The following is a 25,664-nucleotide window of genomic DNA, read 5'->3' as shown; positions in this document are numbered from 1 at the left end:
TCAATCTGACCCATATGGGACGATACAACTCGATTGTAATACAGTAATAGTTCAGGTATGATCGAAGTATGAATGTATATCCGAATATTACTGTTATTGCGTCGTTAATCGCTGATTCAAGCCGCGCTATTTTTCTGTCATCCTTACTGGATGGCCGTGCGTTGCCCGCAGGAGAGCTTGCTCATATGGCAAGTGTCACTCCCCAGACGGCAAGCAGCCATCTAGCTAAACTCGTAGAGGGAGGATTACTCGAAGTTGAACAACAAGGACGCCATCGATACTACCGTCTTGCAAACAAAGAAATTGCTAATCTGATTGAAAGCATGGCCAGTATTGCCCCGCCTGTACAGATCCGCTCTCTCAAACAATCCGATCAGCTTCAACAACTGAGTCATGCACGGACCTGTTATGGTCATCTGGCCGGGAAATTGGGAATCTCGCTCTGTGAAGCCTTAGTACAGAAGGGGTATCTTTCAGACCCCGAAGAGGCACACAGCAAGGATTATCAAGTTACAGAGAAAGGAATACAGTGGTTCACTACGTTCGGAATTGAACTTCAGATGAAGCCGGGATCACGCCGGGCCATCGCTCGCAAATGTCTGGATTGGAGCGAACGCCGTCATCATATCTCAGGTATGCTTGGGGAACAACTCAGACATCAGTTAGCGGAACTGGACTGGATTCGTCAAAAAACAGGAAGTCGTTCTGTCGAAGTAACGGAAGCAGGCAAGAAAGGTTTATACGAGGTGTTGAGCATTACACTTTAGGCTGAAGCGTATACGAGGGATAACCAAAGATCAGTAAACGCAAAAAATCCCCTTCACACTGACCGTTAACCGGTCTAATGTGAAGAGGATTTTTTGTCAATCGGAACAGAGAGAGAGCGGTACTCTCTCTTCGTTCGAGACTGCGAAGTATTGCTAACGAAGCTTATGCTCCGACGAACCTTTAGGGTTCTCATCCCTTTGCAGAGAAGTTTAATTCAGAACGGAGAGAGAGGGATTCGAACCCTCGCACCGCTTACGCAGTCTAACCCCTTAGCAGAGGGTCCCCTTATAGCCACTTGGGTATCTCTCCAAGAAATGGCTCCCCGAACAGGGCTCGAACCTGTGACAACTCGATTAACAGTCGAGTGCTCTACCAACTGAGCTATCAGGGAAAATTAACTTGAATAAGATTAATCTATCATGATTAATAATCCAAGTCAACAGACCTGTCAAGATTTCCTAATTGTATTGCTTTCTTCCTCTCAGAAGGAAGAGGTCATCGCCAGTTGGGTAGTATTTTGGATCATGTCCCTGTCTGCTCGTGGAAGGCAAACACTTACTTTGAATACGTCTCCGTCCACTTGTATTCCCATAGAACCTTCATGCAATTCAACAATGCTTCTGGCGATGGACAAGCCTAGACCTGAACCCTCCGTTGAACGGGAACGGTCCCCACGCTTAAAACGTTCAAAAATCTCATCCGATGAGAACTCCATCTCGTATGCGGATACATTTTTGATCGTAAATTCCAATTGATTTCCTTGTTCGATCAGTTCAATGTAGACTCTGGATTGGGGCAGACCATATTTCAAAACGTTTCCCAACATATTCTCCATAACACGCCACATCCGACTGCCGTCCACCATTGCGTATACAGGCTCAGTCTCCTCTCGAATCCTTATCTGTAACTCTGCCTGCTCGAACGAATCACTATATTCTGCTACAGCCTGTCGAAGTAACTCCCCCATGTCTATCTGTTTTAAATGAAGTTCCACATCTCCGCTCGCCATTTTCGCTGCTTCAAATAAGTCCTCCACCAACAAACACAGACGCTGCGTTTTCCGCTCCAGAACTTGAATGTATCCAGCCTTCTCCTCCTCTGTGCCCTCATCGCGCTTAAGCAGATCGATATAACTAACCAAAGAGGTTACAGGTGTTTTCAGATCATGAGAAACGTTAGCGATCAACTCGGATTTCATACGCTGGCTCGTAACCTGTTCTTTCATTGCATTCTGGAGCCCTTGTCTCATTCCGCTCATCTGTGTCACCAATGGTTGCATTATGTCTGTTACATGCTCTGGGAACTGCACATTGAACCGGCCTTCTCCCATTTCCTTAGCCGCTTGCGTAAGTTGCTGCGCCACATGAATCAGTTGAAACATACTATATACCAAGAAAACACTAATCAGAACTGTCAAAAACACAAATGGAGTGACCATTGAAGACTTAATGGACGCGAGAGAAATAACCGCTAATTGCATAAGACATTGCACCATACATAATAAGATTAAACGCTGAATTCTTTTTTTGTCAGTCGGCTCGCCTTGCTCCAAAATCTTTTTCACCAAACTGTACCATTTCCATACCCATATCTCGTTTCGTATTGGCCTATGGCTGGACATATTCCCGATATACCGGACAGCCCCCCTTACATGCACACCAACAAACCACACTCCGAGACCAGCGATGAACATGCCTATAAAATAAACAAAAATATCATTTATCCATCGACGAGTGAAAAAGTAAGGAGTTATCCCATAATCTGAAGTCACCCCGTTTAGTACTTTTAACAGTAGAAAGGACCCTATACATAAGGTAATAAAATGTGCATCCAAGGAAAGTTTTTCACTCCACCAGATTGTCACCTTCCGATATTTGCTATTCTCAGGCAAAGGAATACGATTTGCAGTCACAAGTAACGCCGTACCAATGACTAAGAGCAGGATCAAAGGTATAACACCAGATACATTCCAATCTTTATAAATGAATCGCATCTCATACCTCAATGAAGCAAGCTTCATAAACACCAGTGTAAAACAAATCATCGCTACTATCCGAACTCCGTAAGCCAGCATATTATTCTTCCAGTTTGTAACCAATACCCCACACCACCTTTATATATTTGGGTTCTCTGGGATTAAATTCAATCTTCTCACGGATTCTGCGGATGTGAACAGCGACTGTATTTTCCGGTTGAAAGGCAGGCTCTTTCCATACACGTTCATAGATTTCATCAATAGCAAAGATCCGGCCCTTATTCTCCATAAAAAGCCTAAGTATGTGAAATTCGGTTGGCGTCAGCCTAACATCTTCTCCTTCCAAGGTCATTGTTTTCTTCTGTTTGTTATATACCAGGCCACGAACCTGAATCTCCTGTTCTGCATCTTCGGAACTTTGATGTATCTGCGCACCCAGGCCGGTGAAACGTCGTAACTGGGACTTTACCCTTGCCATAAGTTCCAATGGATTAAATGGCTTGGCTATGTAATCATCCGCACCGATGTTCAAACCTACGATTTTATCATAATCCTCTGTTCTGGCAGACAACATTATAATTGGCACATTAGAGGTTTCACGAATTTCCAGTGTCGTCTGCAGTCCATCCAATCCAGGCATCATAATATCCATAATAATGAGCTGAACAGAATGAGCCTGGAGCTTTTGCAATGCCTCTTCCCCATTCGACGCCTTGTAGACCCCGATTCCTTCACTACGCAAAAAAATTTCGATCGCATTGCTGATATCGGGATCATCATCAACAACCAATACACTGTGGGCCTTCAAAGGGTCACTCCTCCTTTTCATTTAAACTGGATTATGTGGACTGATGAACAGTTTACATCAGATAAATGACAGGAAATCCAACAAAAGATTTACAAATTTCTTAAGATCCATCCGCTCTATACTCCAAAACAAAATTACTATATGTCGTGAAGCCCCAGTTTTCCCGCGCAACGACCACAACGGTAACGCTTCGGATCTATTTTCCGCTTGCGCAAATATTCCGTACCACAGCTCTTACACACCAGCTTATAACGATATGGCAGCGGCTTTCTGCCTTTGCCATCAGGAAGTGATTGGCAGTAACGCGAGCCGCCCACCTTCTGCAATAAAGCCTTGAATTCCGGGTCGCGATGCTGATAGCCGCGCCCACGAATATGCAGATGATAGTGACACAACTCATGTTTGATGATTTTCTCAACCTCATCTCGCCCGTAGGCTTCGAGTTGATGCGGATTGATCTCAATCCGGTGACTTTTGAGCATATAACGCCCACCCGTCGTGGTCAGGCGACTATTAAACAAAGCCTCATGGGTGAACGGCACTCCGAAATGATCCAGTGATACCTGTTCAATCCATTGTTGCAATTCCTCATTTTCCATCGATATCCTCTCCTTGCACCCCCTCGGAGCATTTGTTTTTCCGGTATAATACTTGAATTTTAACCGTTTCGTAGGCTACACTGTCAAGTAGAATGTATGAGGGGAGATTATTACTCGTTATGCCTACAATGCGCTATGTCATCCTGCAGCAGGAACAACAATTGCAGTTCGTGGAAATGCCGGCAGATTACGCCTATCAACTCAGTGCGCTCAACCTGCGCCTGCACAAGGAAATTGATAAACTCACTGCAGCAGATGTCCCTGTCCTGCCTTGGGCGATCGCCGAATGTGACAGCCTCGATCTCCTAAACGAAAATCTTACTATCATCGGTGGCCTTGATTATATCAATGCGCTTGAAGAATCTTTTGCAGTATTACGTGAAAGCCATTATCCCTTGATTTCTCTGCTTACCGAAATCCGGGCTCTTCAGGCCCAATTGGAACAATGGTATGAAGAAGAGATGGAAGCTCTCTAATTCACCGCAGTTATCATTTTATAATGATGAGAACAAAAAGCACATTTCCCTGAATTGGGATTTGTGCTTTTTTTTGAGTGAACAAGATTGATTTGCCGGAGGCCTCCACTTATCCCGCACAGTCCAGGCTATTGCCACATATGCTAACGTACAGATGAATTATGCAAGAGGAGGAGATACCCTTGCCTCAATGGCTTTGCAATCAACTGATGCGTGCATTTCACAAAAAGGACAGCCGGCAAATCAAGTTGCTGAACGAATGCTGGTTCTTTTATCGTAACAAACCAGCAAATGGCACACCACGCAGCGCGGAGAACGAACTTTAAGAGGTAGTTCATAAAAGTCTGCAACGGATTACGAAGGATGGTCTTTTGAACACGCACTTTAAGAAAATGCACATATTGCCCACCGTACTTACTTGAGGAATTAGAACGGATAACGGGACTATTACTGTCGACAACAAACAGCCTTCCTAGTCAGGGAAGGCTGTTCTCCAATCCTACTATTTAAGAAGACTGCTGCGCAGAAGCAGGCTTCTTCATCGTAAGGCCGACACGGCCTTTTTTGGTATCCACATTCATAACCCAGACCGTTACATTATCACCTACAGATACAACATCCATCGGGTGTTTAACATATCCGTTGCTGAGCTGTGAGATATGGACAAGCCCATCACTCTTGATCCCAATATCAACAAAGGCACCAAAATCAATAACGTTCCGAACCGTACCTTGCAGCTCCATGCCTTCCACCAGATCCTCAATTTTCAATACATCTGTACGGAAGATTGGCAACGGCATTTCTTCACGCGGGTCACGCCCCGGACGCTGCAAGCTGTCCAGAATGTCACGCAATGTAGGCACACCTACGTCCAGTTTCACAGCCAATTGTTCTGGCTGTTGCTCTGACAGTAATACCGACAGTTCCTTGCTGCCTAGCTTGTCCAGTGCAACCTGAAGCTCCTTGAACAGCTGATCCACTACCTTGTAAGACTCAGGGTGAATCGGTGTACGGTCCAGCGGGTTCTCGCCCTCACCAATACGCATGAAGCCTACGCACTGCTCATAAGTCTTCGCACCCAGACGTGGCACCTTCTGAAGCTGACGCCGGTTCGTAAACCGGCCATTTTCTTCGCGGTACTTCACGATGTTTTTGGCAATCGTAGCGTTAACTCCGGCAACATATGACAGCAACGAAGGTGATGCCGTATTCACGTCCACACCCACATGGTTAACTGCGGATTCCACGACAGCCTTCAGGCTTTCTTCGAGAATCTTCTGGGAGACGTCATGCTGATATTGACCCACGCCAATGGCTTTTGGATCAATCTTAACCAACTCCGCCAGCGGGTCTTGTACACGACGTGCAATGGAAGCTGCACTGCGCTCCGCAACATCCAGATCCGGGAACTCTTCCTGGGCCAGTTTGGATGCAGAATATACACTCGCGCCTGCTTCGTTAACAATCAGATATACGAGACTTTCATCACCGTTCTCCTGAATAATCTCGGCAACAAACTGCTCCGTTTCACGCGATCCCGTACCGTTACCGATAACGATCAGTCCAATATCATATTGCTTGATCATCCGGTGGAATACTTCCGCAGCTTCACGTTTCTTGTTGTGTGGTGGCGTTGGGTAGGTCACAGCCACTTCCAGCAACTTGCCCGTATCATCTACTACAGCCAGTTTACAACCTGTACGGTAGGCCGGATCGACCCCCAACACACGTTTGCCATGAATCGGCGGTTGAAGTAACAGGTTACGCAGATTGGCCGAGAATACTGAAATGGCCTGATTTTCACCTTTTTCCGTGAGCTCTCCACGAACTTCACGCTCGATGGAAGGCGCAATCAGCCGCTTGTATGCATCTTCAATCACATCACGCAGGATATCCTGCACGGCAGAAGCACCACGAATGATCTGTCCTTCCATATGGCGATGAGCCGGTTCTGCCTGTACGTCCAAGCCGACTTTCAGAATACTCTCACGTTCACCGCGATTAATTGCGAGAATACGGTGTGGAGGCATCTTTTTGGCTAATTCGCGGTAATCATAATAATTCTCGTACACGGACTCCTCTTGAGCATCCTTCGCTTCCGAAGTCAGCATCCCGTGATCCAAGGTGTACCGACGAATCCAGGCACGAATGGCAGCATCGTCTGCGATATTCTCCGCGAGAATGTCTTTGGCTCCCTGAAGCGCCGACTCCGCATCTTCTACACCCAGTTCAGCATTGATATATTTCGCAGCTTCCTGGAGTGCATCTCCTTGTTTCGGTTGACCCCAGATCCATACCGCAAGGGGTTCAAGACCTTTTTCTTTTGCCACGCTGGCACGCGTTTTCCGCTTCTGACGGTAAGGTCGATACAAATCTTCCACTTCCTGCAACTTCACAGCCTGCGTAATGGATTGCTTAAGTTCTCCGGTCAGTTTGCCCTGTTCCTCTATAATACGGATGACTTCCAATTTGCGATCCTCAAGATTGCGCAGATAAACAATGCGTTCTTCAATCGATCGCAGCTGGTTCTCATCCAGCTCTCCAGTCATTTCCTTACGGTAGCGGGCGATAAATGGAATCGTATTGCCTTCGTCCAGAAGCTCCGACGTTGTGCGGACCTGCTTCAAGGACAGTGACAGTTCCTTGGCTACCTGTTTGATGATTCGTTCATGGCGTTCTGCCTTTATTGTTTCTTCATTGGGTTCCAGAACCGTTTCCTGTTCAGACAAAATAAATCCCTCTTTCCTTCCTGAATCGTTCGTTACAATCATTTCAGGGCAGCTTTGCTGCTGTAATTACAGTATAGTTAAACCATTTGTTTCTTCCACTCTACCCTATATTATCACAGAATCACGTCCAGATTTCCATCAATCCGCAAGCATACAAGTTCTGACAGAATGATGTCATCCTCCAGCCTTCCCCATTACGTCAAAAAAAGACCGAAAAACGTCATCACGACGCTCCTCGGTCCTCCCTTTTTTTAAAACTTTAAATAAAATAGGCAATCTAATAAGTGAAACTGCTCATTTACACAATAACGGAGAGGACAGAAAAAACCTGAAAAAGCGAAGCTACAAGCTTTCTGCAGAAAGCTACTTCGAAAGCATACACTCACCTAAAAGCTTTCTGAAAGAAAGCTACATCGGAAGCATACGCTATCTCCGGATTTTCCCTTTGAGAAAAGGGAATCAAAAAATTCGGGGATAACAGCGATTGGAAGGTTGTTCTGTCATCGTAGTATCCGTGTAAATAAAATGCAGTTCACTTATCTAGACGCGCTCGAACCGGAACATCTCGCTCAGATAGTCTCCTGATGTGCTGCCTACCGAAATACCGCCATACATCAAGGCATCGCCGGTAAAGGTCTCCGATCCGCCTTTCAGACGATAATCCGCATTAGGATCTAATCCTTTCAGCTTCAAGCGTTGAAGTGGCGCATTAGGCTCAGAGAGCACGCGGAAGTAGAATACAACTGCTTCGCTTCCGTCTGGTGCAATAAACATCCACGCTGTCTCATTGCCTTCAAACGGACTGAGCAAGCGACGGAATGTTCCATATTGAACCGTTCCACGAATCTCTTTGTACAGCTCAACCTGGGCTTTCACGATGTCGTTCTCTTCCTCCGTGAATTTCGTCAGGTCTAGCTCGTACCCGAAGTTGCCCGACATCGCAACATGTCCCCGAATCTCAAGCGAAGTGATCCGGTTGACCTGATGATTCGGTACCGCTGAGATATGCGACCCCATCGAACTTACCGGGTATACAAGACTCGTACCGTATTGAATCCGCAGACGAGATATCGCATCCGTGTTATCACTTGTCCACGTCTGTGGCATGTAATACAGCATACCTGGATCGAAGCGGCCACCACCACCTGAACAGCTCTCGAACAGAATGTTCGGGAACGCCGAAGTGATTCGTTCCATCACGTCATACAACCCCAGCATGTAACGATGCGCGGTCTCACGCTGTCTGTCTGCCGGAAGCAATGCGGAACCCACTTCCGTCATATTCCGGTTCATGTCCCATTTCACATAAGTGATTGGGGCAGAACCAAGTACGTCTGTTAACATGCGTACAATCTCATCACGTACATCCTGACGAGAGAAATCGAGTACCAGTTGTTGACGTCCTTCTGTCCGGCGACGATCAGGCACATGCAGACACCAGTCCGGGTGCGCTCGGTACAGCTCGCTGTCTGGCGAGATCATCTCAGGCTCAAACCACAATCCGAACTGCATATCCAGACCTGTTACGCGGTTAGCCAGATCATCCAGTCCCTGTGGCAATTTGTTCTTATCTACAATCCAGTCACCCAGCGAGGAGTTGTCACTGTCCCGGTGTCCAAACCAGCCATCATCCAAGACAAACAGCTCAATACCCAGCTTCTGTCCAGCACGAGCGATCTGTTCAATCTTGTCTGCATTAAATCCAAAGTAGGTTGCTTCCCAGTTATTGACCAGAACCGGACGTTCCGCATTACGGAACTTACCACGCGCAAGACGCTCCCGATACAGTTCATGGTACGACTGAGACATACCATCCAGACCTGCATCCGAATATACCATAACCGTCTCAGGTGTCTGGAACGCTTCCTGTGGATCCAGCTTCCAGCTGAACTCGAACGGGTTGATCCCGAGCGATACACGGGTGGTGTGGAACTGATCCACTTCAGCCTGTGCAGTGAAGCTACCGCTATAGACGAGACTGAATCCGTAGACTTCACCCTGATCTTCATCCGTGCCTGGTGTCATCAGCGCAATAAATGGATTCTGCTGGTGACTACTTGAACCACGACGGCTCTCAATTCCTTGCAGGCCTGAAGCAAGCGGTCTGCGAACGATATCACGTTCCCGTGTCCAAGCTCCTGACAATTGCAACAATTCATAATCTGCATGCGGGAAATCAACAGAAGAACTGAGCGCACGCACCACATTCACTGAGGTAGCGCTCTCATTAACGATACGCATGGAGCGTGTAATCGCATTAAATGCCGTAAAGGCTGTATAGGAAAGCTCGATTTTGATGCCAGCAACGCGGTCTTCCAACTCAATAACCAGCGTCTCTGCTTCTTCATCGGATTCAACATACGTTGCTGGCAATCCAGTAAGCGCTGTCTTTCCTTTGACCAATCGATGGCCTGTATACGTAAACTCCGAAACCGTCGAGCCATTCTCAAGTTCCAGTTGGATAGCCGGATTACGGAAATCACTTGTGCCATACACGGGTAGTTCCACTGCCAATGTATCAAATGAAATCGTACGGTCCTCTGGTACCGGGTTCGGACTGAAAGATGCTCGTTCTGTACGAACATGCAACCAGCTCAGATCGGTGTCGCGTAATTTTTTGCCATAGTACAAATGCACCAAATATCCTGAAGGCAGTACCTGAAATACGTAACTGGCCTCACGGGTCTGTAAATGAAATTGAAGTTTCTCCTGATTGATGTAAATACTCATATGTCTCCTCCACCTCTATATATAGGTCTTTCGGGTAAACGGTTTCTCAGGTTTCATTATAGCGAAAAGATCGCCAATGTTCTACGCTTTCATCAAGCTTTAATCAAAAGAGCGCATAACAGCCCGAAGGATGTCATACGCTCTTTTGGTTACAGTCTGAATTCAGTGTGTTCCCTTACAGGAACATCCATTGCCAACGGACGGCAGGGCAGCGTACAAGACGCTGGTTGCTGCCTTAAAAATCGATTAAACCAAGGCTGATCTGTAAGGCTTCGTTGACCAATTTCATGGTCTCCTCGTCCAGATGGGTAATCTTGTCAGTCAGCCTCTGTTTATCAATCGTCCGTATTTGTTCGAGCAAAATAACCGAGTCCCGGTCAAAGCCGTGTGCCGCCGCATCAATTTCAACATGCGTTGGCAGCTTTGCCTTCTGGATTTGGGCGGTGATAGCCGCCACAATACAAGTTGGACTAAACCGGTTGCCGATATCATTCTGGATCACCAGAACCGGCCTGACTCCACCTTGCTCGGAACCGACAACGGGAGAAAGATCCGCAAAAAAAACGTCACCACGTTTTACGATCAATGTCTACACCCCGCTAACTAAGCGGTCCAGAGTGCTGTCCGCATCTTCCTCCGCATGAAAGGCTTCGGATGCCATGGTCAGATTAATTTTTGCCATCTCCATGTACCCTCGCTGCATCGTTTCACGGATGTAACGTTTCTTACGCTCCGTTAAATACAGCTTCATAGCCTGCCTAATCAATTCACTGCGGTTGGAATTCTCCAGCGCTACGATGCCATCCACTTCCTGCAAAAGATAATCAGGTAAACTGATCATGATCCGCTTGGTGTTCTGCAAGTTGGCCACCTTTCTTCCACCCCCACAAACCTTTCGCCATTGTGAACCAGTATTACGTTTTTCCAGAACTTTTATACAAAGGAATATATATGCCCCGAGTATATCAAGTATGCTGTACTCCATTATAAACACGGGGAACAATATTCGTACAGACCAAACATCTCAATTCAGGAATTAAATCCTTACTGTCGTACATAATTCGAGATGCTCCGACAGTTTTCCTTCTGTTCTGAAAAAAAGTTTATTGGTAATGACGTCCAGTTTACCTGTCAGGATGTCAAAAGTGGATTAATTTTGGCGACTACTGCTTCCCCACGGGTATATACCCGTGGAATGCGGTGCGCCATCATGCAGATCACTTCATAAGCAATCGTACCGAGCTGGATTGCCACCTCGTCTGCGGTTATTACGCCACCAGACTGATGACCGATGAGGACAACCTCTTCGCCGACTTGAATTTCTTCCGCCTCTTCCGCGAAAGATTGTAACGACACCATACACTGATCCATGCAGATTGTACCGACGACAGGGACGCGGCGGCCGCGTACAAGCACTTGTGCTTTACCTGTCAGCATTCTGGAGAATCCGTCTGCATATCCGAGCGGCAGTGTCGCTATTCGTTCGTACCCTTGCGTAAAATAACGGGTTCCGTAACTGATCCCCCAATGGGGTGGCAGTGTTTTGACCAGAACCGCTTTTGTCTTCAGCGTCAATACCGGGGACAGCTTCACCACCTGATGATTCACCTCAGCCGAAGGATACAGTCCGTATAGGCTTATTCCCACACGTACCATGTCATAGGACAATTCCGGTGTATCAATGGTAGCGGCGCTGTTCGCCGTATGTATAATCGGGATGGAACATCCCTGATTCCTGAGCGCATGAACTACGCTTTGGAACCGTCTATACTGCTCCAGTGTATAGGTTTTGTCTTCTTCATCTGCTCTGGCAAAATGGGTAAACATGCCTTCGAGCATCACCTGATTGAGCGAAGCTACTTCCTGAATGAAAGCCAATGCCTCATCGCCAGGCAACAGACCTAATCGGCCCATGCCGCTGTCGATTTTAATATGAACCTTCAGTTGGTTAGCGAATGTGCTCGCATCCAGATGTCGGATGGCGTCGAGCACTTCCCTGCTGAACAGTGTGACGGTCACATCATGTTGCCATGCAACAGCGATTCCTTCAGACGGCGTATAACCCAATACCAGGATTGGAATCGTAATCCCATGTTGTCGCAGTTCCAGAGCTTCGTCAAGAAAAGCCACACTTAAGTAATCCACACCCACTCGTTCCAGTTCTCTAGCCGTCTCCACCGCTCCGTGTCCATAGGCATTGGCCTTCACACAGGCGAGGAATTTCATGCCCTGAGGCAATGCCTCGCGGAAAGCTTCTACGTTAGTACACAAATGATCCAAATTGATGTCCGCTTGGGTCGGCCGATATTGTCCTTGCACGTTAAGTCACCTTCTCTAATCATCTTAATCCGGCTCACGTCAGACTCCATCGTAATGCTCCAGCATGTGACTGTCAAATGAACCGAAGTTTCGCATTCAAAAACAGATGTAAGGCGCGCCGTTTGAAGAACAAATGCGAACACAGAAGAAGACCGATAAGCGAGATTAGCAGGGCAAAATTCCACTTTCCACCCAAGCAAAATTTGCTTATATCGATTATTTACCCGGTTCCCTCTGCGTAGAAGCGCATTTTGCATTATTGGGTATATCGAGTAAGAAAACCGGCGCCAGATGAATACTGTCTTACATCAAAGCAAAGCACCGGAGAACGGGTCTCCGATGCTTCTTAGCATTCCTTATGTTTATGCTACTATTCGTTCATTTGTTCAAAAATCATTTGCCTGACTCTTCTTGCATCGATGTTGCAATGCGTACCATTTCGTTATCAGGCAGGTCGGCACTGGTGATCCGATATTCTATGCCATCTGTCGTCCATGTCAGTGTCTGCAGTGCATCTCCGCTGACCATCCCCAGTGTGAATCCCAGATCCAGTACACGGGATGGGGCAAGCGACACAGCACGATCCTGTGGTCTGGCTTCGAATATCGTGTAATTGTATGTTCCTTCATAACGAAGCATAACGGAATAGTCTCCTGCTTCCTCCAAAATCTGATCATCCTTAAGCTGCACACCTTCTGGCGCATAGGTCGGCTGAATTACGCCGAAGCTGTCTGCCCCTTTCGGTTCTGCGAGTGTTGGCTCTTCGCCCTCCTGACCTGTTGCAGCACCTTCTGTACCTTGCTGCTCTGTGTCCCCACCTACACCTGTCTGTCCATCAGTGACAGCTCCGTCAGGTTCCGGCGCAGTCTGAGGATTGGCAGGTTCTTTACCGCTCTCATTACCGGTTTGCTCCGCAGGAGTCACACCGGAATCCGTTCCTGTTTGGCCGCCTTCTTTTGTAGCAGCAGTCATGTTACGTTGCATGTCAAAGGCATCTTTCTCAAATTCAGTCCCGAATTTGAAGGAATCAAATTTCACATCGACCACAACATTGGCATTGGAGTCGGATACCTCCACCTGTTTAGGTGCATAATCACTTTTGTTCAGCCAGATTTTCTGTCTGACAAGTGCATGTGTATTATAATTGGCAGCTACATCAAATACATAGCTCTCCTTCTCGTCCGCAAACTGGCGGGTTGTATCCCCCGTAATGCTCCGAATCAATGTTTCATAGAGATATACCTGTCCCTGATTATCTGGCCAATTGCTCTGGAATCGGAAGCTTTTGTTCTGGCTCGGTGTCAAAACAAACACGCCTTCATCGTTACGCAGTACAATCTGTGTTACATCCTTTTTGGCATTCGTTAACGCAATACGATAATAGGAAGGCTTCTGATGCCATACCTCGACCTTGTACTGCTGCGGCGTATCTCCGGTATGCAGCGTCATCACGCCTGCCCCCTGGTAACTTTCCATCTCTCCTACGACTTCGTTCAGATCTTTGACCACAGCTGCCGCATCCTTCTTCCCGCAGGCGGCAAGTAAGGCCGATAAGACCAATACCATGGCAAGCATCCATGATATTCGGCGCATGACATCATCCCCTTTAGCACATGTTTTCACTTCAGGATTGTGCTTGCAGCAGAACCCCTACTTGATTAGTACATGTTATGAGGGACTTGTTCGATATATGCGGACTAGTTTGACAAGCAATCGGGGAAGTCCGTTAATACGGCATTGCTACGCAAAATCAGTCTCGGGGAGGATGTTAACTTTATCCAGAAAAGGCATAGTGAATTGTAGGAGATTATTCTTTTTATTGGATATTAGGAGGAAAAGGTATGACGAAAACAAAGCTTCGCACATCACTGGAAGGACTGGATGAATTCATCGACGAGCAGCTTCAATTATGGAATGGTGTCGGCACAGCGGTGGCTGTGGTTCATAAGGATGAAGTCGTCTGGCAAAAAGGCTACGGTTATCGTGACCTGGAGTCCAAACTTGAAGTTACCCCTAATACGTTGTTTGCCATCGGTTCAAGTACCAAAGCCTTTACCTCAGCAACCGCTGCTCTGCTTGTGGATCAGGGGATACTCGACTGGGATACCCCTGTAAAGTCGTATATGAAAGACTTCAAGATGTTTGATCCGATCGCAACAGAACGTATAACTATTCGCGACATGCTGTGTCATCGTTCCGGTCTTCCAAGGCATGAGTTGGTATGGTACAACTCCCCACGTACAAGAGAAGAACTTGTTCGAACATTACAGTATCTGGAGCCGAATCAAGATTTCCGAAACAAATGGCAGTATCAGAACCTGATGTACATGACGGCAGGTTATCTGGTTGGACAATTGAAAGAAAATTCGTGGGAAGAGGTTGTTCAAAAGTCTCTATTTGACCCACTAGGTATGAACTCAAGCCTATTCTCTGTCGATGAGATGCAGCTTCAGACTGACTATGCCTGTCCTTATATAGAGAAAGATGGTCAGAATATTAGAACTCCTTTTCGAGCCATTGATGCCATAGGACCTGCTGGTTCCATTAACAGCAATCTAGTCGATATGATTGCATGGCTTCAATTCCAGTTGCATCAAGGTCAATGGGAAGGAACGTCATTGATATCTAAGGAACAGATGAAGATTATGCATAGTCCTCAGATGCCCAGTGATTCGCCGTTCATAAGCCAAGAACTGCCTGTGAGTACATATGGTCTGGGTTGGATGATTGAGCCTTATCGTGGACATGCCATGATTCATCATGGTGGGGCTATTGATGGCTTTGCATCACAAGTTGCCTTTTTGCCAGAGGAGCAAATTGGAATCGTGGTTCTGAGCAATACCAACGGAAGTATAATTCCGTATACGGTTGCTTTTCATATCATGGATCGACTGCTTGGACTTGAGCCCGTCAATTGGAGTTCCAAATTGAGCAAATTAATGGGGAAAGAATCAGCAGAAACGGAGGCTAATCCGGAAAATCCTCTGGAAGTACCTATTCAGCCAGACACTGCCGTTGAGGAAAAAGTTGAAGAACCTCATGTCGATCGTCCTCTCACCACTTATGCGGGTATTTACACGCATCCTGGTTATGGCGAGATGTCTATTAAGGAAACATCGGACGGGTTACAAGCAACCTTTAACGCCATCGAAATGCCTATGGAATACACCGGAAAAGATACGTTTTCCGTCGAATTTGTGTTATTCGGTCTGAAGATCACGTATACGTTTACCCTCAATGAATCTTCAGAAGTTGCTCAATCCATCTCCATTCCTTTGTTGCTTGAACCGGGTACAAAGCCTATTGAATTCATCAGGGTTTCGTAAATGATCTGAACTGGTGAACGCCCGATTCATTCCCGTTGTGGTAGTCGTTCCTACCTACCACAACGGAATATACACCGGATAACTCGTATTCTCTTCAGCGGCCCCAGGGTTTCTCTTCACCCACAATCTGCGCAGATCAGGCAGACCATACCCCGCAAGACGATAATCTCTTAACGAATCATAATGGGCGTGTTCTTCCTTGAAGCTGTATGTGGGCAGAAGCAACGCCTCCTGAATCAGTCGATCTTCTAGCCGAATCAATCTATTCAAACGCTCCGCGGATTCCTTAATCATGACACGCGTCCATATTCCTCCGAATGTTACTTCGGAAGGCAGAGGAACAGAATCAACATCTGGCGTGTGCAGATGCATCTTGATTTCACTTTTCAGGCAACTTTTCCGACAACAAAATAAAAATCCTAGGGAGCCCAGCTGGCTCTCTTTTCCGTGTCCATTATCAACGTTTAGAAGTAAATTATCTTTAACATTTTGTATATTATAGTTTACATTTAGTCAAATATCATGTACATTAGGTTCATGGAGGTGAGCAAGTGGAAGAATTACACAATCACGTTCGGGAGTTACGAGCCAGAGACCGGCTATCCCAAGCAGAACTGGCCAAACTCATTGGTGCATCCCGTCAAACCATTGCCCTGATTGAGCGTGGAGATTACTCTCCGTCGGTCGTTCTGGCACTAAAAATAGCACATGTATTTCGTGAACCTGTCGAAAAAATCTTTGAACTGAAAGGTGGAGATTAAAATGAAAAATTCATCACCCTCGTCCATTAAGAAGCGGTTGCGTCTTCCCTTGTATGCAGCAGGTGGCGCTGTAGTTGGTTTTCTCGGAGCTAGCGGAGTAAGTAAACTCCCTTCTGACTTGAACTGGACGCTGTCCGTGTATTATGACTATGATCTTTTATTCGCAATCCTGGCGGCTCTTGTGGTAGTTATGACGGTGTGGAACATCTTCAGTCTCTCCCGCACGCCATCTGTCCCTCCCATGGAAGATGAAGCTTATGGAGACTCCGATTCACTCATATCTCCCGCAGAGCGCTCCCTCGGAAAAGCGATGATTCTCAGCGGATTCAGTGTTATTCTTACGTTTACCTGGGCAGCACTTGCCTTGTCCTTGTATGCATCCAATCGAACCATGCCGAATTCTCCAGAACTGTTTAACCTCTTGAATCTCGTTGCTTCATGTATCTCCATTATCATCGTTGTGGTCGTGCAAACTCTGACTGTGAAGCGATACAACCGTTATTATCCTGAACGCACTCTGGATCTGAACTCGCGCAATATGAAGAAGGATCATTTTGAGAAGCTGGATGAAGGCGAGAAATGGCTTGTGTATCGCGCAGCCTATCGTTCTTTTCAGATGATGAATGTACTTCTTGGTGTCGGAATGGTCTCTATGGTTCTATATTCGATGCTCTTTACCTTTGCCCCATTCCCAATTGTAATGCTCTCTGTGATCTGGATTGCCAACATCGGAATCTATTATCGTGAAACCTATCGTGCGAGTAATCAGTAATACATGGGTAGGTAACTATTTTGTAAATATTTTCATAAAGGAGTGTTTGCATGCATTTATCCAAACGAAAGACCCGTTTCAGGTTCACCTCCCTAACAGGAGCTTTTATGGCTGCGGTTCTGTCTCTCAGTCTGTGGGTACCCGCAGTTCAGGCGGAGACCGCGACTCCAGTAGCTGCTGAACAAGGAAAGACGAAAGCGCTGACAACTGAATCGGCTACAGCTTTTCTGGATTCATTCTTCGATTCACCTGAGGCAAAACCTCATTATGTGGGAGCCTCCGTTGTTGTTGTGAAGGATGGCAAAGTTCTGGCGGAAAAAGGATATGGCTTCTCCGATGTGGAGAGTAAAACAGCGATCGATCCGAAAAATACGGCCTTCCGTGTAGCCTCTGTCTCCAAAACGTTCACGTCAGCTGCTGTAATGCAGCTGGTGGAGCAAGGCAAGGTTGATCTGCAAGCTGATTTTCAGACCTATGTGAAAGGGCTCGAATTTGATAATCCTTTTGACAAACCTGTAACTGTGGAGAACCTGCTCACACACACGACCGGATTCGAGATCCGTGATCCGCAGCAGGAAGACATCCATACTGATTTTGATAAGTACATAGCGATGGAGGATTACGCACAGCAACACATGCCTCCTGTCGTTCGAGAGCCTGGTAGCGCCTACATGTACGATAACTTCTCGTTTTTGCTGCTTGGCATGATTGTCGAGAATGTAAGCGGTGAACCCTTTGAATCCTACATGCAACAACATATCTTCAAACCGCTAGGAATGGATAACAGCAGTTTCATGCTGGACAAAAAGTTCCAAAAGCAGCTGGCTACAGGCTATGATGCGGCACACAATGCGCTTGATCTGTACACCATCTCTCCAACACCAATGCCTCAAGGTGGCATGTTGTCTACCGCTGAGGACATCGGGAAGTTCATGATTGCGTTCCTGAATGATGGCGTGAAAGACAACAAGCGGATTTTCAAGGAATCCACGGTGAAAAGCATGGAACAGTACCGTTCTTCCATTCATCCACTGTTACCAAACACCACATATGGATTCGAAGCTGCATTTCAGCTTCCCGGAGCAGGAAGTAGTCCAAGTATCATTACAAAAGGAGGCGACCTGACCGGATTCAGCTCTTATCTCTTCCTTATTCCCGAGCAAAATACAGGCGTTTTCCTGACGTATAATCAAAATGGAGCACTTCGTAATCTGTTCTACCCTGCATTCATTCAGAACTTCTTCCCGCAGTATGCAGAGCCTGTACAGTTTAAGGAATACACGCCGCAATCCGCAGCTGAGCTGCAACGCTTCACCGGATTGTACGCGGATCTACGAATTAGCACGATCGTCAGCTCTTTGAAAAATGCTGGTACAGAGCCTGGACAACTGAGCATTTCGGACGTTTTTCTGGGTCAACGCAACCTGATTCAAGTGGAAGATAATCTCTTCAAAGATGAATTGACCGGTCAATTCACAGCATTCAAGAAAAATGCTGATGGAACCATCTATATGAAAGAACCTTACCTCAACCCTATGGGTTATGAGAAAAAAGGACAAAAGCCTATGGGCTTCCGGGATGTTCGTGAGAACAGTCCTTATGCTGAAGCAATCTATGCCATACAATCTCTTGGATATTATGAGAATGATGCTAACAAGTCTTTCCAACCGAAATCAGCTGTGACACGAGCTGAATTTATTGAGAACACGCTTAAACTGAGTGGATTGAAGCCTAGCAAAACAACGCCTCCTGCAGGCACCGACTGGGCAGACCATGCAGCAGCCGGATATATTCAACTTGGATATGAAATGGGTATGTTCACTGGCAAGGATGAACAGCAGTTTAAGCCGGATCAAGTAATTATCCGACAGGAAGCCATGGTCATGATGTGGAGAATTCTGCAACTGCAATATCCTAGTGAACTGTTCACGGATGTCAAACTTGCGGGACACACGGACCCATGGGCTGTACCAGCCGTTCAGATGATGGCGAAGCTTGGTATCCATGGACCTGAGGTAAAAGTGCTGGAAGATGGATCCATTGATTTACTTTCCCGCAAACCTCTGATTCGTCAGGAAGAGGCTGCGATTATGTATGCGTTGCTTACCCAACCAACAGATCAAATCGTCGCTGAATTGATGGCTGCTAGGCAGCCGCAAGCAGAACCTGCTGAAGAAGCCGAAGCTGCAGAGGAGACATCTGAAACTGCACCGGTTCCAGTACCAGCGCCGGTCCCTTCTGCGACTTCAGCACAATAAAAATAAAGCATCTTCATACCGATTAGATTTATGATGCTCATAATGCAAGAAAAACAGGCTTGTTCAGAAGGGTACGATCCTTCTTGAACAAGCCTGTTTCGTTACTTTTCATAACTTATTATAGCGATCTGTTACTGAGTGATATCCGTCTCTATTCGATCAACGAAGATACATGGTGGTTCCCGTTGCGCTGATCAAACTTGGCTGAAGCGGTCTGAGCATGCTCCGCAAAGTAATCGGCCAGCTTGAGCAGGTCGCCTGGATCACCTTCATACGGGAAGGACGCCGGCAGACGCAATCGGTATTCTGGAGATTCTTCCGCCCAGCGGCGAAGCAACGATGCTGCTCTGGCGTAAAACAACATTTTGGCGTAAGGATCTTCATGATCCGCAGCAAACACCAGTGTTTCCTCCAGCACATCAATGCCTTTTGCCGGATTTGTACGTGTGAGATAATCCATCTGCTCCGCAAAACTCTGCACAAAATCGTTCTGTCCTTTAATCAGGCGATATCCCTTGGTCTGATGTTTATCTGCTTCCGCAGTCCGTCCCAACCGATATAGCGGCATCAAAATTTCAGACAAAGTCAGATGCGGAATCTCTGCACAGCTCATACGCCCTTTCAGGATAGGCTGTGCCGCCTCCAACACCTTCTCATCGTCTCCTTTTAACAAGAAATATCGCATAATCTCATCCTGCTCACAGGCTTCGCAGTCACTCATAAAGTCACGATCCATCGTTCTGAATCGATCATAACTGCGTCCCGCTTCCTCCAGCTCCCCAAAATCCATAAAGATCCGGAACCGATAATACCAGTAGGAGCGTTCGCTGTAACCGTAGGACTTGAAACGCCGTCCGAAATCCTCCAACAGCTCCAATATCTTCTCGCGTGATATTTCCGGGAAGTCGGGCATCTTGCCCAATATCCATTTGTACGACCACATTAACGTTTCTTCATCATATTCTTCGGGTTGTTGGTCGAACTTGCCCAGCTGCCAGGAAAAAGCAATCAGTGCTTTCATCGGATAACCGCAAAATGTTGCTGTCTCCACAATCTCCGATCTTGCTTCATATGCCTCTTCCTCCATGCCGTTCACATCGGCAACTCTTGCCGCTTCCTCCAGCATACCGAGCTTCGCCGGACCATTGGGCAAACCATAGGCCTCGTCCATCAGTTCTTCAAAATCCATCTCTGTCTTCATCAGGCATCCCCCTTACGATCTGTATTTGCACGCAAACCCCAATCAATAAAACGAACAATGCCCTGATTTAACACTTCAAGCTCCTGTTTGCTCATGGCATAATGCCCCATCATCAGTGCATTGACGTATAACATTTCGATGGCAATCGGCGTCATCTGATCATCCGGTGATGTCAGTACCCGCTGAATGATCGGATTACTCACGTTCAGATACAAGGTTGAGTACCCTGCTGAACTCATGCCAGAAGACAATGACCCCAGAACAGACGAGAACAATTCCGTGCTCTCCTCGCTTGCTTTTTCCAGCGCACGAAGCGTTGAGGATTCCTGAGACAGCGTGAACAACACCGGCAGATCCGATGGCTTAAAACCTTTCACCTCAGCCCGACAACGGAAGCGCTGTAAGGCAAAATCTGCCAGTCGCAATGCATCATAATATTGATTACGTTCAGCAGGAGGTACGTCGGTAAAACTCATCGAAACCTGGTCCGGTTGTAGACGCTCCGTCTGTACATTATGCACAGCCATCGGCAATGTCTCCATCAACTCGCCGTCATAGATGTAACCACCGTTAATCACCAACATCGATTGTGCGGATGCTACATGGTGAATCTGACGGTACTCATCGACAGAAGACGTGAAATACAACTTCTCTCCTTCATCGATTAGCTCACCCAGTTCACGGTGACCCCTCGTGCTCTCAAATGGCAGCCAGCGATGAATCATGGCATAGAATGCCTGATCCTGTACAGCCAGTGCCTTCATGGACAAGGCATGCAGGCGAATCAGTTTCTGTAGCCGTTCCGTCTGGCTCTCAGCCATATCGGCCAGCCCCTTGCGAAGTGCGTCTCCGAGTTCGGAGCGAACTTCCTCCAGCTTTTCATTTTCATAAAAATGTTCCCGTGATGCCGTCGGTTGAAGCTCATCTGTCCAGATCAGGCATTTCACGAAGAAAGCCCATTCTGGCAAAATGTTCTCAGCCTTCTCCGAAATCAGCATTCGCTTCAGGTAAACCCGGTGAGAACGCTTGGCATTCAGATTAACCGCGTGTGGCAGTACAAAAGCAATACCCCCGGTACGGCCTGAAGCTGTCGTCAACGGAATGAATTCTTGGAACTGCTCCCCAAGCAGACGTTCACCAAATGCCAATACCTCTGATCTGCGTGAACGTGCGAGTGCAGGGTCAATCAGCCAGATCGGTGTCTCGCTATTCACTACATGTTGGGCTCCGTCATGATCCAGCATGACCCGATACGGCAATAACGCTCCGTAATAGAACAGAGCTTCTTTCACATACTCTGGTTCAAAGTAGTGCGCTGCGTCCGGTGTACAACGCAGATATACTTTGGTCCCCGGGGACAACTGTGTATCCAACTGTCGAATCGTATAGGTGCCATCCGGCTTGCCCCGCCACTCCATCGAAGGGCCGCCCTTCGCGGATTGCGTCAGCATGACAATTTCGTGACTCACCATGAAACAGGATAATAACCCGATCCCGAAACGCCCGATAAACGAAGTCTCTCCATCCAGCAGCGCTTGCTGTCCCCTCTTCGAGGATTGTCCGATCATCGCCAGGAACTCATGGATGTCAGCTTCAGTCAAGCCGATGCCGTTGTCCTCCACCATCATGGTCAATTGCTCACCTGTTCCCGTCAGTTCAACACGCACTTCACCCTGATACCCTGGCTCCGCCTCCGTTCGTGCGGTAATCGCATCCGTCGCATTCTGCATCAGTTCTCGCAAGAACACTTTCGGACTGCTATATAGATGGTTGGATAAAATCTGGATCATCCCGCTCAGGTTCACTTGAAAACGATATTCATTGGATGCTGTCATGACTCACTCACCTTCCTCTAAGTCCAAACACAATATGTACCCATACGATGTAATCATATGGATGTGTTAGACGAATTCATTATGTAATCGTTAAAAACAGACGTTCCCGTGACAGGCACGCCTAAACATCACGTCAAGCCGCCCCTGGATAACCAAGACCGGCGTTATATGAATATTAAAGGCATTCATGAGACGTAAGGCCTTATCTTTCATTACCACGTTATGAATAGCAATGAAACGGATGTTCTACCCTAAAATAAGGATACATGTTACAAGACAGAGTGAAAACAAACCTGAGACCCGATTTCAGGCAGACTTCAGGGTAATTGTGCATCCTCCATTCGGGACTATTGAAGGAGGAAAATATCTTTTTTGTCGTCCATTTGAACGATATCAGCCTACCACACGTATAATCTCCAAACTCAGATCGGACGGTGAATATACATGATCGAAGTACGTAACATATCCAAGCAATTCAAGGTGCATCAAGCACTGCATGATGTCAGTTTCACAGTTAAACAAGGCAGTGTCACCGGGTTGATTGGACCCAACGGTTCGGGCAAAACCACACTGATCCGTATCATGAATGGTGTTTTGGGCGCTTCCGGTGGACAGGTAACCATTAACGGATTGGACGCCGCTCGTGAGGCGGAGAAAGTACTGGCCATGTGTGGCACCCTTACCGAACAAAGTGGATTATATGAAAATATGAGTGGGCGTGACAATCTGACTTTCTTCGCAGATGTTTTTGGCCTGAAGCATGCCAAGAAACGAATCGACGAGCTTGTAACGCTGTTCGAGTTGCAGGATTATCAGCATCGAAAAGTCGGCACCTATAGCACAGGCATGAAGAAACGCCTGGGGCTTGCACGAGTACTGCTTCACCGTCCTTCCATCCTGTTTCTGGATGAGCCCACCAATGGCCTGGATCCGGATGGAATTCAGATGGTACTGCGTATCATCCGTCAATTAAATCAGGAAGAAAAAATGACGATTCTGGTCTCATCCCACGTGCTGTCCCAGCTGTCCGCCGTCTGTGATCGTTATATTTTCCTGGAAAAGGGCCGTATCGTGGAGGATGGCACGGAACAGGAGATTGTTAGCCGGTACCTGTCCACGCCGAAGCTCGAAGTAGAAGCCGACATGCCGAATGGATGGCACACAGCAACCAACTACACACCTGAAATCATCTCCGCACATAAAGCGACGTTTCAGCTTACATCACGTGAAGATATTCCGTTACTGCTAAGGCAATTAACGGAGCATGGTCAAGTCTATCAGGCCCGCATCACGGGCAGTGATCTGGAAAGTATCTATTTTGCCATAAGGGAGGCACACCACCATGAATAACCGCCAAGCCATACGTGCACTGGTACGTAAAGATATCCGGTCCGTCACAGCCAGCGTTCAGCTCTGGTTGCCCATGTTGATCGTTCCACTGATTATCGGAATCATTATGCCCTCTGCTCTCCTGTGGGCGGCCTCCAGAATGGAACTTCGTTCTCTGGGCAACATCAGCTTTCTACTCGAATCATTGGATGCGTTAACCCATAGTGGACAGATTCCTCAGCTTGCTTCCATGCCTACAGATAATCATCGTATTGTCTATTACTTGGCCATGTATATGTTCGCTCCCTTGTTTCTCATCATTCCGGTGATGGCCTCCAGTATTCTTACGGCCAATAGTTTCGCTGGTGAGAAGGAACGCAAGACGCTGGAAGGATTGTTGTTCACACCGATCAGTATGAACACTCTTTTTAAAGGCAAAGTGCTAGCTGCCCTGATCCCTTCCATTCTATTATCCTGGGTTACTTTCCTGATCTATGGAATCATTGCCAATATTCTGATGTACCCCATGTTTGGAACGTTGATGTTTCCCAATCTGAACTGGATAATACTTGTCGTGTGGGTTGTTCCCGCTTGTAGTCTTATGGTCATTTTATTGAACGTTCTGATCTCGGCCAAGGTCCGTGGGTTCCAGGAAGCCTATCAGCTCGGCGGATTAATTGTCCTTCCCCTCATCGCCTTAGTCGCTGGTCAAGCCAGTGGCATGCTGCTGATTGGTCCTTGGATGTTACTCATAATTGGAGCAGTGCTCCTGCTCATAAGTGTGGTTCTTCTTCGTCTGGTCACGTCGTGGAATAGCCGTCAGCAACTGGCGGAAAGTCAGATCTGAATGATGTGGAGTGTAGCGACGAAATTCAACAAACTACACTGTCGCTCCGCTATGCAGATTGAGAAATAAATAAACGCAGGTTATGATGTGGAGATATATGCTATGGGATGATTTTAGAGAGGAATGGAACAACTGTATGGAACCCAAACTACTTCAAAAATTAAAATATGCTTCTCAATTAACGGCACAGGAGAAACATATTGTGGACTATATCCTGAGCAACCCCGAAGTTGTATTTGATTCTACAGCCCATGAACTGGCTCAGCAGACTTATACAAGCTCTTCCACCATTGTTCGCTTATGCAAAAAGCTGGGTACCAAGGGGTACCCAGACTTTCAGCTCAAGCTTGCTCTTGAATATCAACAGATGCCTTCCGCGTTGCAGACGCAGGATCATCCATTTGCAGAACAAGGCAACGTGCTGGCTGCCATCGACTCGGTTCCTTACCTGTACCAGCAGGCGCTGGAGGATACCCGCCGGATGTTAAACGCTCCTGTTTTGCTACGAATCTCGAACTGGGTCAAAGAATCCGGACGCATTGATGTCTATGGCAGTGATATGAATTATTATCTGGCTCAACAGGCTTGTGCCAAGTGGAATGAACTCGGTATATCTGCGATTGCTCACAATAGTCCAAACATGCATTATCTAAACACGATGAATCCCAATAGCCTGACGCTCTCTTTTGTTATATCGCACACAGGTGAGAACCAATCCATGATTGAAGCCGCCAAAGTGCTGAGCAACAAACAGATGAAAGTCATCGCAATCACGGGCAGCAACCATTCAACCCTGTCCAGACATTGTGATGAAACGTTACTGACTTACGGATACAATGAACAATTAAGGCTATCCAAAATGTCTTCGATGGTCTCGGTACTCTACATTTTCGACATGTTGTACATGGGAAGCATTAGCGACACGTATTAA

22 protein-coding genes and 2 tRNA genes are annotated in these 25,664 nt (G+C 47.0%); 10 read left to right on the top strand and 14 right to left on the bottom strand.

Annotation, left to right across the window (positions count from 1 at the left end; all coding sequences use genetic code 11):
- Positions 1-68: 68 nt before the first annotated feature.
- Positions 69-767, top strand: a complete 699-nt coding sequence (locus MHI12_RS06825; protein ID WP_405171932.1) for an ArsR/SmtB family transcription factor — start codon at positions 69-71, stop codon at positions 765-767.
- Between the two features lie 221 nt (positions 768-988).
- Here MHI12_RS06825 and MHI12_RS06820 read toward each other — a convergent pair.
- From MHI12_RS06820 to MHI12_RS06800, 5 genes are all read right to left on the bottom strand, one after another.
- Positions 989-1,077 (bottom strand) — tRNA-Ser (locus MHI12_RS06820).
- Positions 1,078-1,083: 6 nt separating this feature from the next.
- A tRNA-Asn gene (locus MHI12_RS06815) sits at positions 1,084-1,159 on the bottom strand.
- 90 nt (positions 1,160-1,249) lie between these two features.
- Positions 1,250-2,866 (bottom strand): sensor histidine kinase, encoded by a 1,617-nt coding sequence (locus MHI12_RS06810; protein WP_405171931.1) that lies wholly within the window; start codon positions 2,864-2,866, stop codon positions 1,250-1,252.
- Complete coding sequence (locus MHI12_RS06805; RefSeq protein ID WP_127551303.1) at positions 2,844-3,551, bottom strand: response regulator transcription factor; 708 nt, start codon at positions 3,549-3,551, stop codon at positions 2,844-2,846. The genes MHI12_RS06810 and MHI12_RS06805 overlap by 23 nt, the downstream gene beginning before the upstream one ends.
- A gap of 137 nt (positions 3,552-3,688) precedes the next feature.
- A complete protein-coding gene (locus MHI12_RS06800; protein ID WP_017690031.1) occupies positions 3,689-4,150 on the bottom strand; it encodes a SprT family protein in 462 nt (153 codons plus the stop codon).
- A gap of 119 nt (positions 4,151-4,269) precedes the next feature.
- On the opposite strand from MHI12_RS06800, the gene MHI12_RS06795 reads away from it, so the two are divergent.
- Together MHI12_RS06795 and cmpA are read left to right on the top strand one after the other, a co-directional pair.
- Complete coding sequence (locus MHI12_RS06795) at positions 4,270-4,626, top strand: hypothetical protein (protein WP_036669053.1); 357 nt, start codon at positions 4,270-4,272, stop codon at positions 4,624-4,626.
- 182 nt (positions 4,627-4,808) lie between these two features.
- Positions 4,809-4,952 (top strand): cortex morphogenetic protein CmpA, encoded by a 144-nt coding sequence (gene cmpA, locus MHI12_RS06790; protein WP_017690033.1) that lies wholly within the window; start codon positions 4,809-4,811, stop codon positions 4,950-4,952.
- 180 nt (positions 4,953-5,132) lie between these two features.
- Here the strand turns inward: cmpA and MHI12_RS06785 are convergent, their stop codons facing one another.
- The 6 genes from MHI12_RS06785 to MHI12_RS06760 all read right to left on the bottom strand — a co-directional run bounded on the left by MHI12_RS06785 (position 5,133) and on the right by MHI12_RS06760 (position 13,997).
- On the bottom strand, positions 5,133-7,355 hold the full coding sequence (locus tag MHI12_RS06785) for a Tex family protein (RefSeq protein WP_260632584.1): 2,223 nt from the start codon (positions 7,353-7,355) through the stop codon (positions 5,133-5,135).
- Between the two features lie 540 nt (positions 7,356-7,895).
- The gene (locus MHI12_RS06780) at positions 7,896-10,085 is read right to left on the bottom strand and encodes an alpha-galactosidase (protein WP_405171930.1); all 2,190 of its coding nucleotides are present in this window, start codon (positions 10,083-10,085) and stop codon (positions 7,896-7,898) included.
- 235 nt (positions 10,086-10,320) lie between these two features.
- The gene (locus tag MHI12_RS06775; RefSeq protein WP_024630714.1) at positions 10,321-10,671 is read right to left on the bottom strand and encodes a type II toxin-antitoxin system PemK/MazF family toxin; all 351 of its coding nucleotides are present in this window, start codon (positions 10,669-10,671) and stop codon (positions 10,321-10,323) included.
- Between the two features lie 3 nt (positions 10,672-10,674).
- Positions 10,675-10,956 carry a CopG family ribbon-helix-helix protein gene (locus tag MHI12_RS06770; protein ID WP_017690037.1) on the bottom strand — a complete coding sequence of 94 codons (282 nt, stop codon included), beginning with the start codon at positions 10,954-10,956 and terminating at the stop codon, positions 10,675-10,677.
- Between the two features lie 260 nt (positions 10,957-11,216).
- The gene (gene alr, locus MHI12_RS06765) at positions 11,217-12,404 is read right to left on the bottom strand and encodes an alanine racemase (RefSeq protein WP_405171929.1); all 1,188 of its coding nucleotides are present in this window, start codon (positions 12,402-12,404) and stop codon (positions 11,217-11,219) included.
- A 393-nt stretch (positions 12,405-12,797) separates the two neighbouring features.
- Positions 12,798-13,997, bottom strand: a complete 1,200-nt coding sequence (locus tag MHI12_RS06760; RefSeq protein ID WP_405171928.1) for a DUF4367 domain-containing protein — start codon at positions 13,995-13,997, stop codon at positions 12,798-12,800.
- Positions 13,998-14,245: 248 nt separating this feature from the next.
- Here MHI12_RS06760 and MHI12_RS06755 point away from each other — a divergent pair, with 248 nt between their 5' ends.
- Positions 14,246-15,730, top strand: coding sequence for a serine hydrolase (locus MHI12_RS06755; RefSeq protein ID WP_405171927.1), 1,485 nt, complete (start codon positions 14,246-14,248; stop codon positions 15,728-15,730).
- A gap of 54 nt (positions 15,731-15,784) precedes the next feature.
- Here the strand turns inward: MHI12_RS06755 and MHI12_RS06750 are convergent, their stop codons facing one another.
- Positions 15,785-16,024 carry a hypothetical protein gene (locus MHI12_RS06750; protein ID WP_405171926.1) on the bottom strand — a complete coding sequence of 80 codons (240 nt, stop codon included), beginning with the start codon at positions 16,022-16,024 and terminating at the stop codon, positions 15,785-15,787.
- 257 nt (positions 16,025-16,281) lie between these two features.
- Here MHI12_RS06750 and MHI12_RS06745 point away from each other — a divergent pair, with 257 nt between their 5' ends.
- From MHI12_RS06745 to MHI12_RS06735, 3 genes are read left to right on the top strand one after another with little or no spacing between them, the layout of a single operon-like run.
- Complete coding sequence (locus MHI12_RS06745; protein WP_017690042.1) at positions 16,282-16,491, top strand: helix-turn-helix transcriptional regulator; 210 nt, start codon at positions 16,282-16,284, stop codon at positions 16,489-16,491.
- 1 nt (position 16,492) lies between these two features.
- Positions 16,493-17,263, top strand: coding sequence for a DUF3169 family protein (locus tag MHI12_RS06740; protein WP_405171925.1), 771 nt, complete (start codon positions 16,493-16,495; stop codon positions 17,261-17,263).
- 50 nt (positions 17,264-17,313) lie between these two features.
- On the top strand, positions 17,314-19,521 hold the full coding sequence (locus tag MHI12_RS06735) for a serine hydrolase (RefSeq protein ID WP_405171924.1): 2,208 nt from the start codon (positions 17,314-17,316) through the stop codon (positions 19,519-19,521).
- Positions 19,522-19,672: 151 nt separating this feature from the next.
- Here the strand turns inward: MHI12_RS06735 and MHI12_RS06730 are convergent, their stop codons facing one another.
- Positions 19,673-20,722, bottom strand: coding sequence for a hypothetical protein (locus MHI12_RS06730; RefSeq protein WP_341010088.1), 1,050 nt, complete (start codon positions 20,720-20,722; stop codon positions 19,673-19,675).
- Positions 20,722-22,557, bottom strand: a complete 1,836-nt coding sequence (locus MHI12_RS06725; protein WP_405171923.1) for an HSP90 family protein — start codon at positions 22,555-22,557, stop codon at positions 20,722-20,724. Before MHI12_RS06725 ends, MHI12_RS06730 begins: the two co-directional genes overlap by 1 nt.
- Before the next feature lie 444 nt (positions 22,558-23,001).
- Here MHI12_RS06725 and MHI12_RS06720 point away from each other — a divergent pair, with 444 nt between their 5' ends.
- From MHI12_RS06720 to MHI12_RS06710, 3 genes are all read left to right on the top strand, one after another.
- Positions 23,002-23,907 carry an ABC transporter ATP-binding protein gene (locus MHI12_RS06720; RefSeq protein ID WP_405171922.1) on the top strand — a complete coding sequence of 302 codons (906 nt, stop codon included), beginning with the start codon at positions 23,002-23,004 and terminating at the stop codon, positions 23,905-23,907.
- Positions 23,900-24,733, top strand: coding sequence for an ABC transporter permease (locus MHI12_RS06715; RefSeq protein ID WP_405171921.1), 834 nt, complete (start codon positions 23,900-23,902; stop codon positions 24,731-24,733). Before MHI12_RS06720 ends, MHI12_RS06715 begins: the two co-directional genes overlap by 8 nt.
- 136 nt (positions 24,734-24,869) lie before the next feature.
- Positions 24,870-25,664 (top strand): MurR/RpiR family transcriptional regulator, encoded by a 795-nt coding sequence (locus MHI12_RS06710; RefSeq protein ID WP_405171920.1) that lies wholly within the window; start codon positions 24,870-24,872, stop codon positions 25,662-25,664.

This window comes from Paenibacillus sp. FSL H8-0280 (assembly GCF_045040665.1).
Lineage (GTDB): Bacteria > Bacillota > Bacilli > Paenibacillales > Paenibacillaceae > Paenibacillus > Paenibacillus xylanexedens_A.
This window is presented reverse-complemented; position numbering and strand designations above follow the sequence as displayed.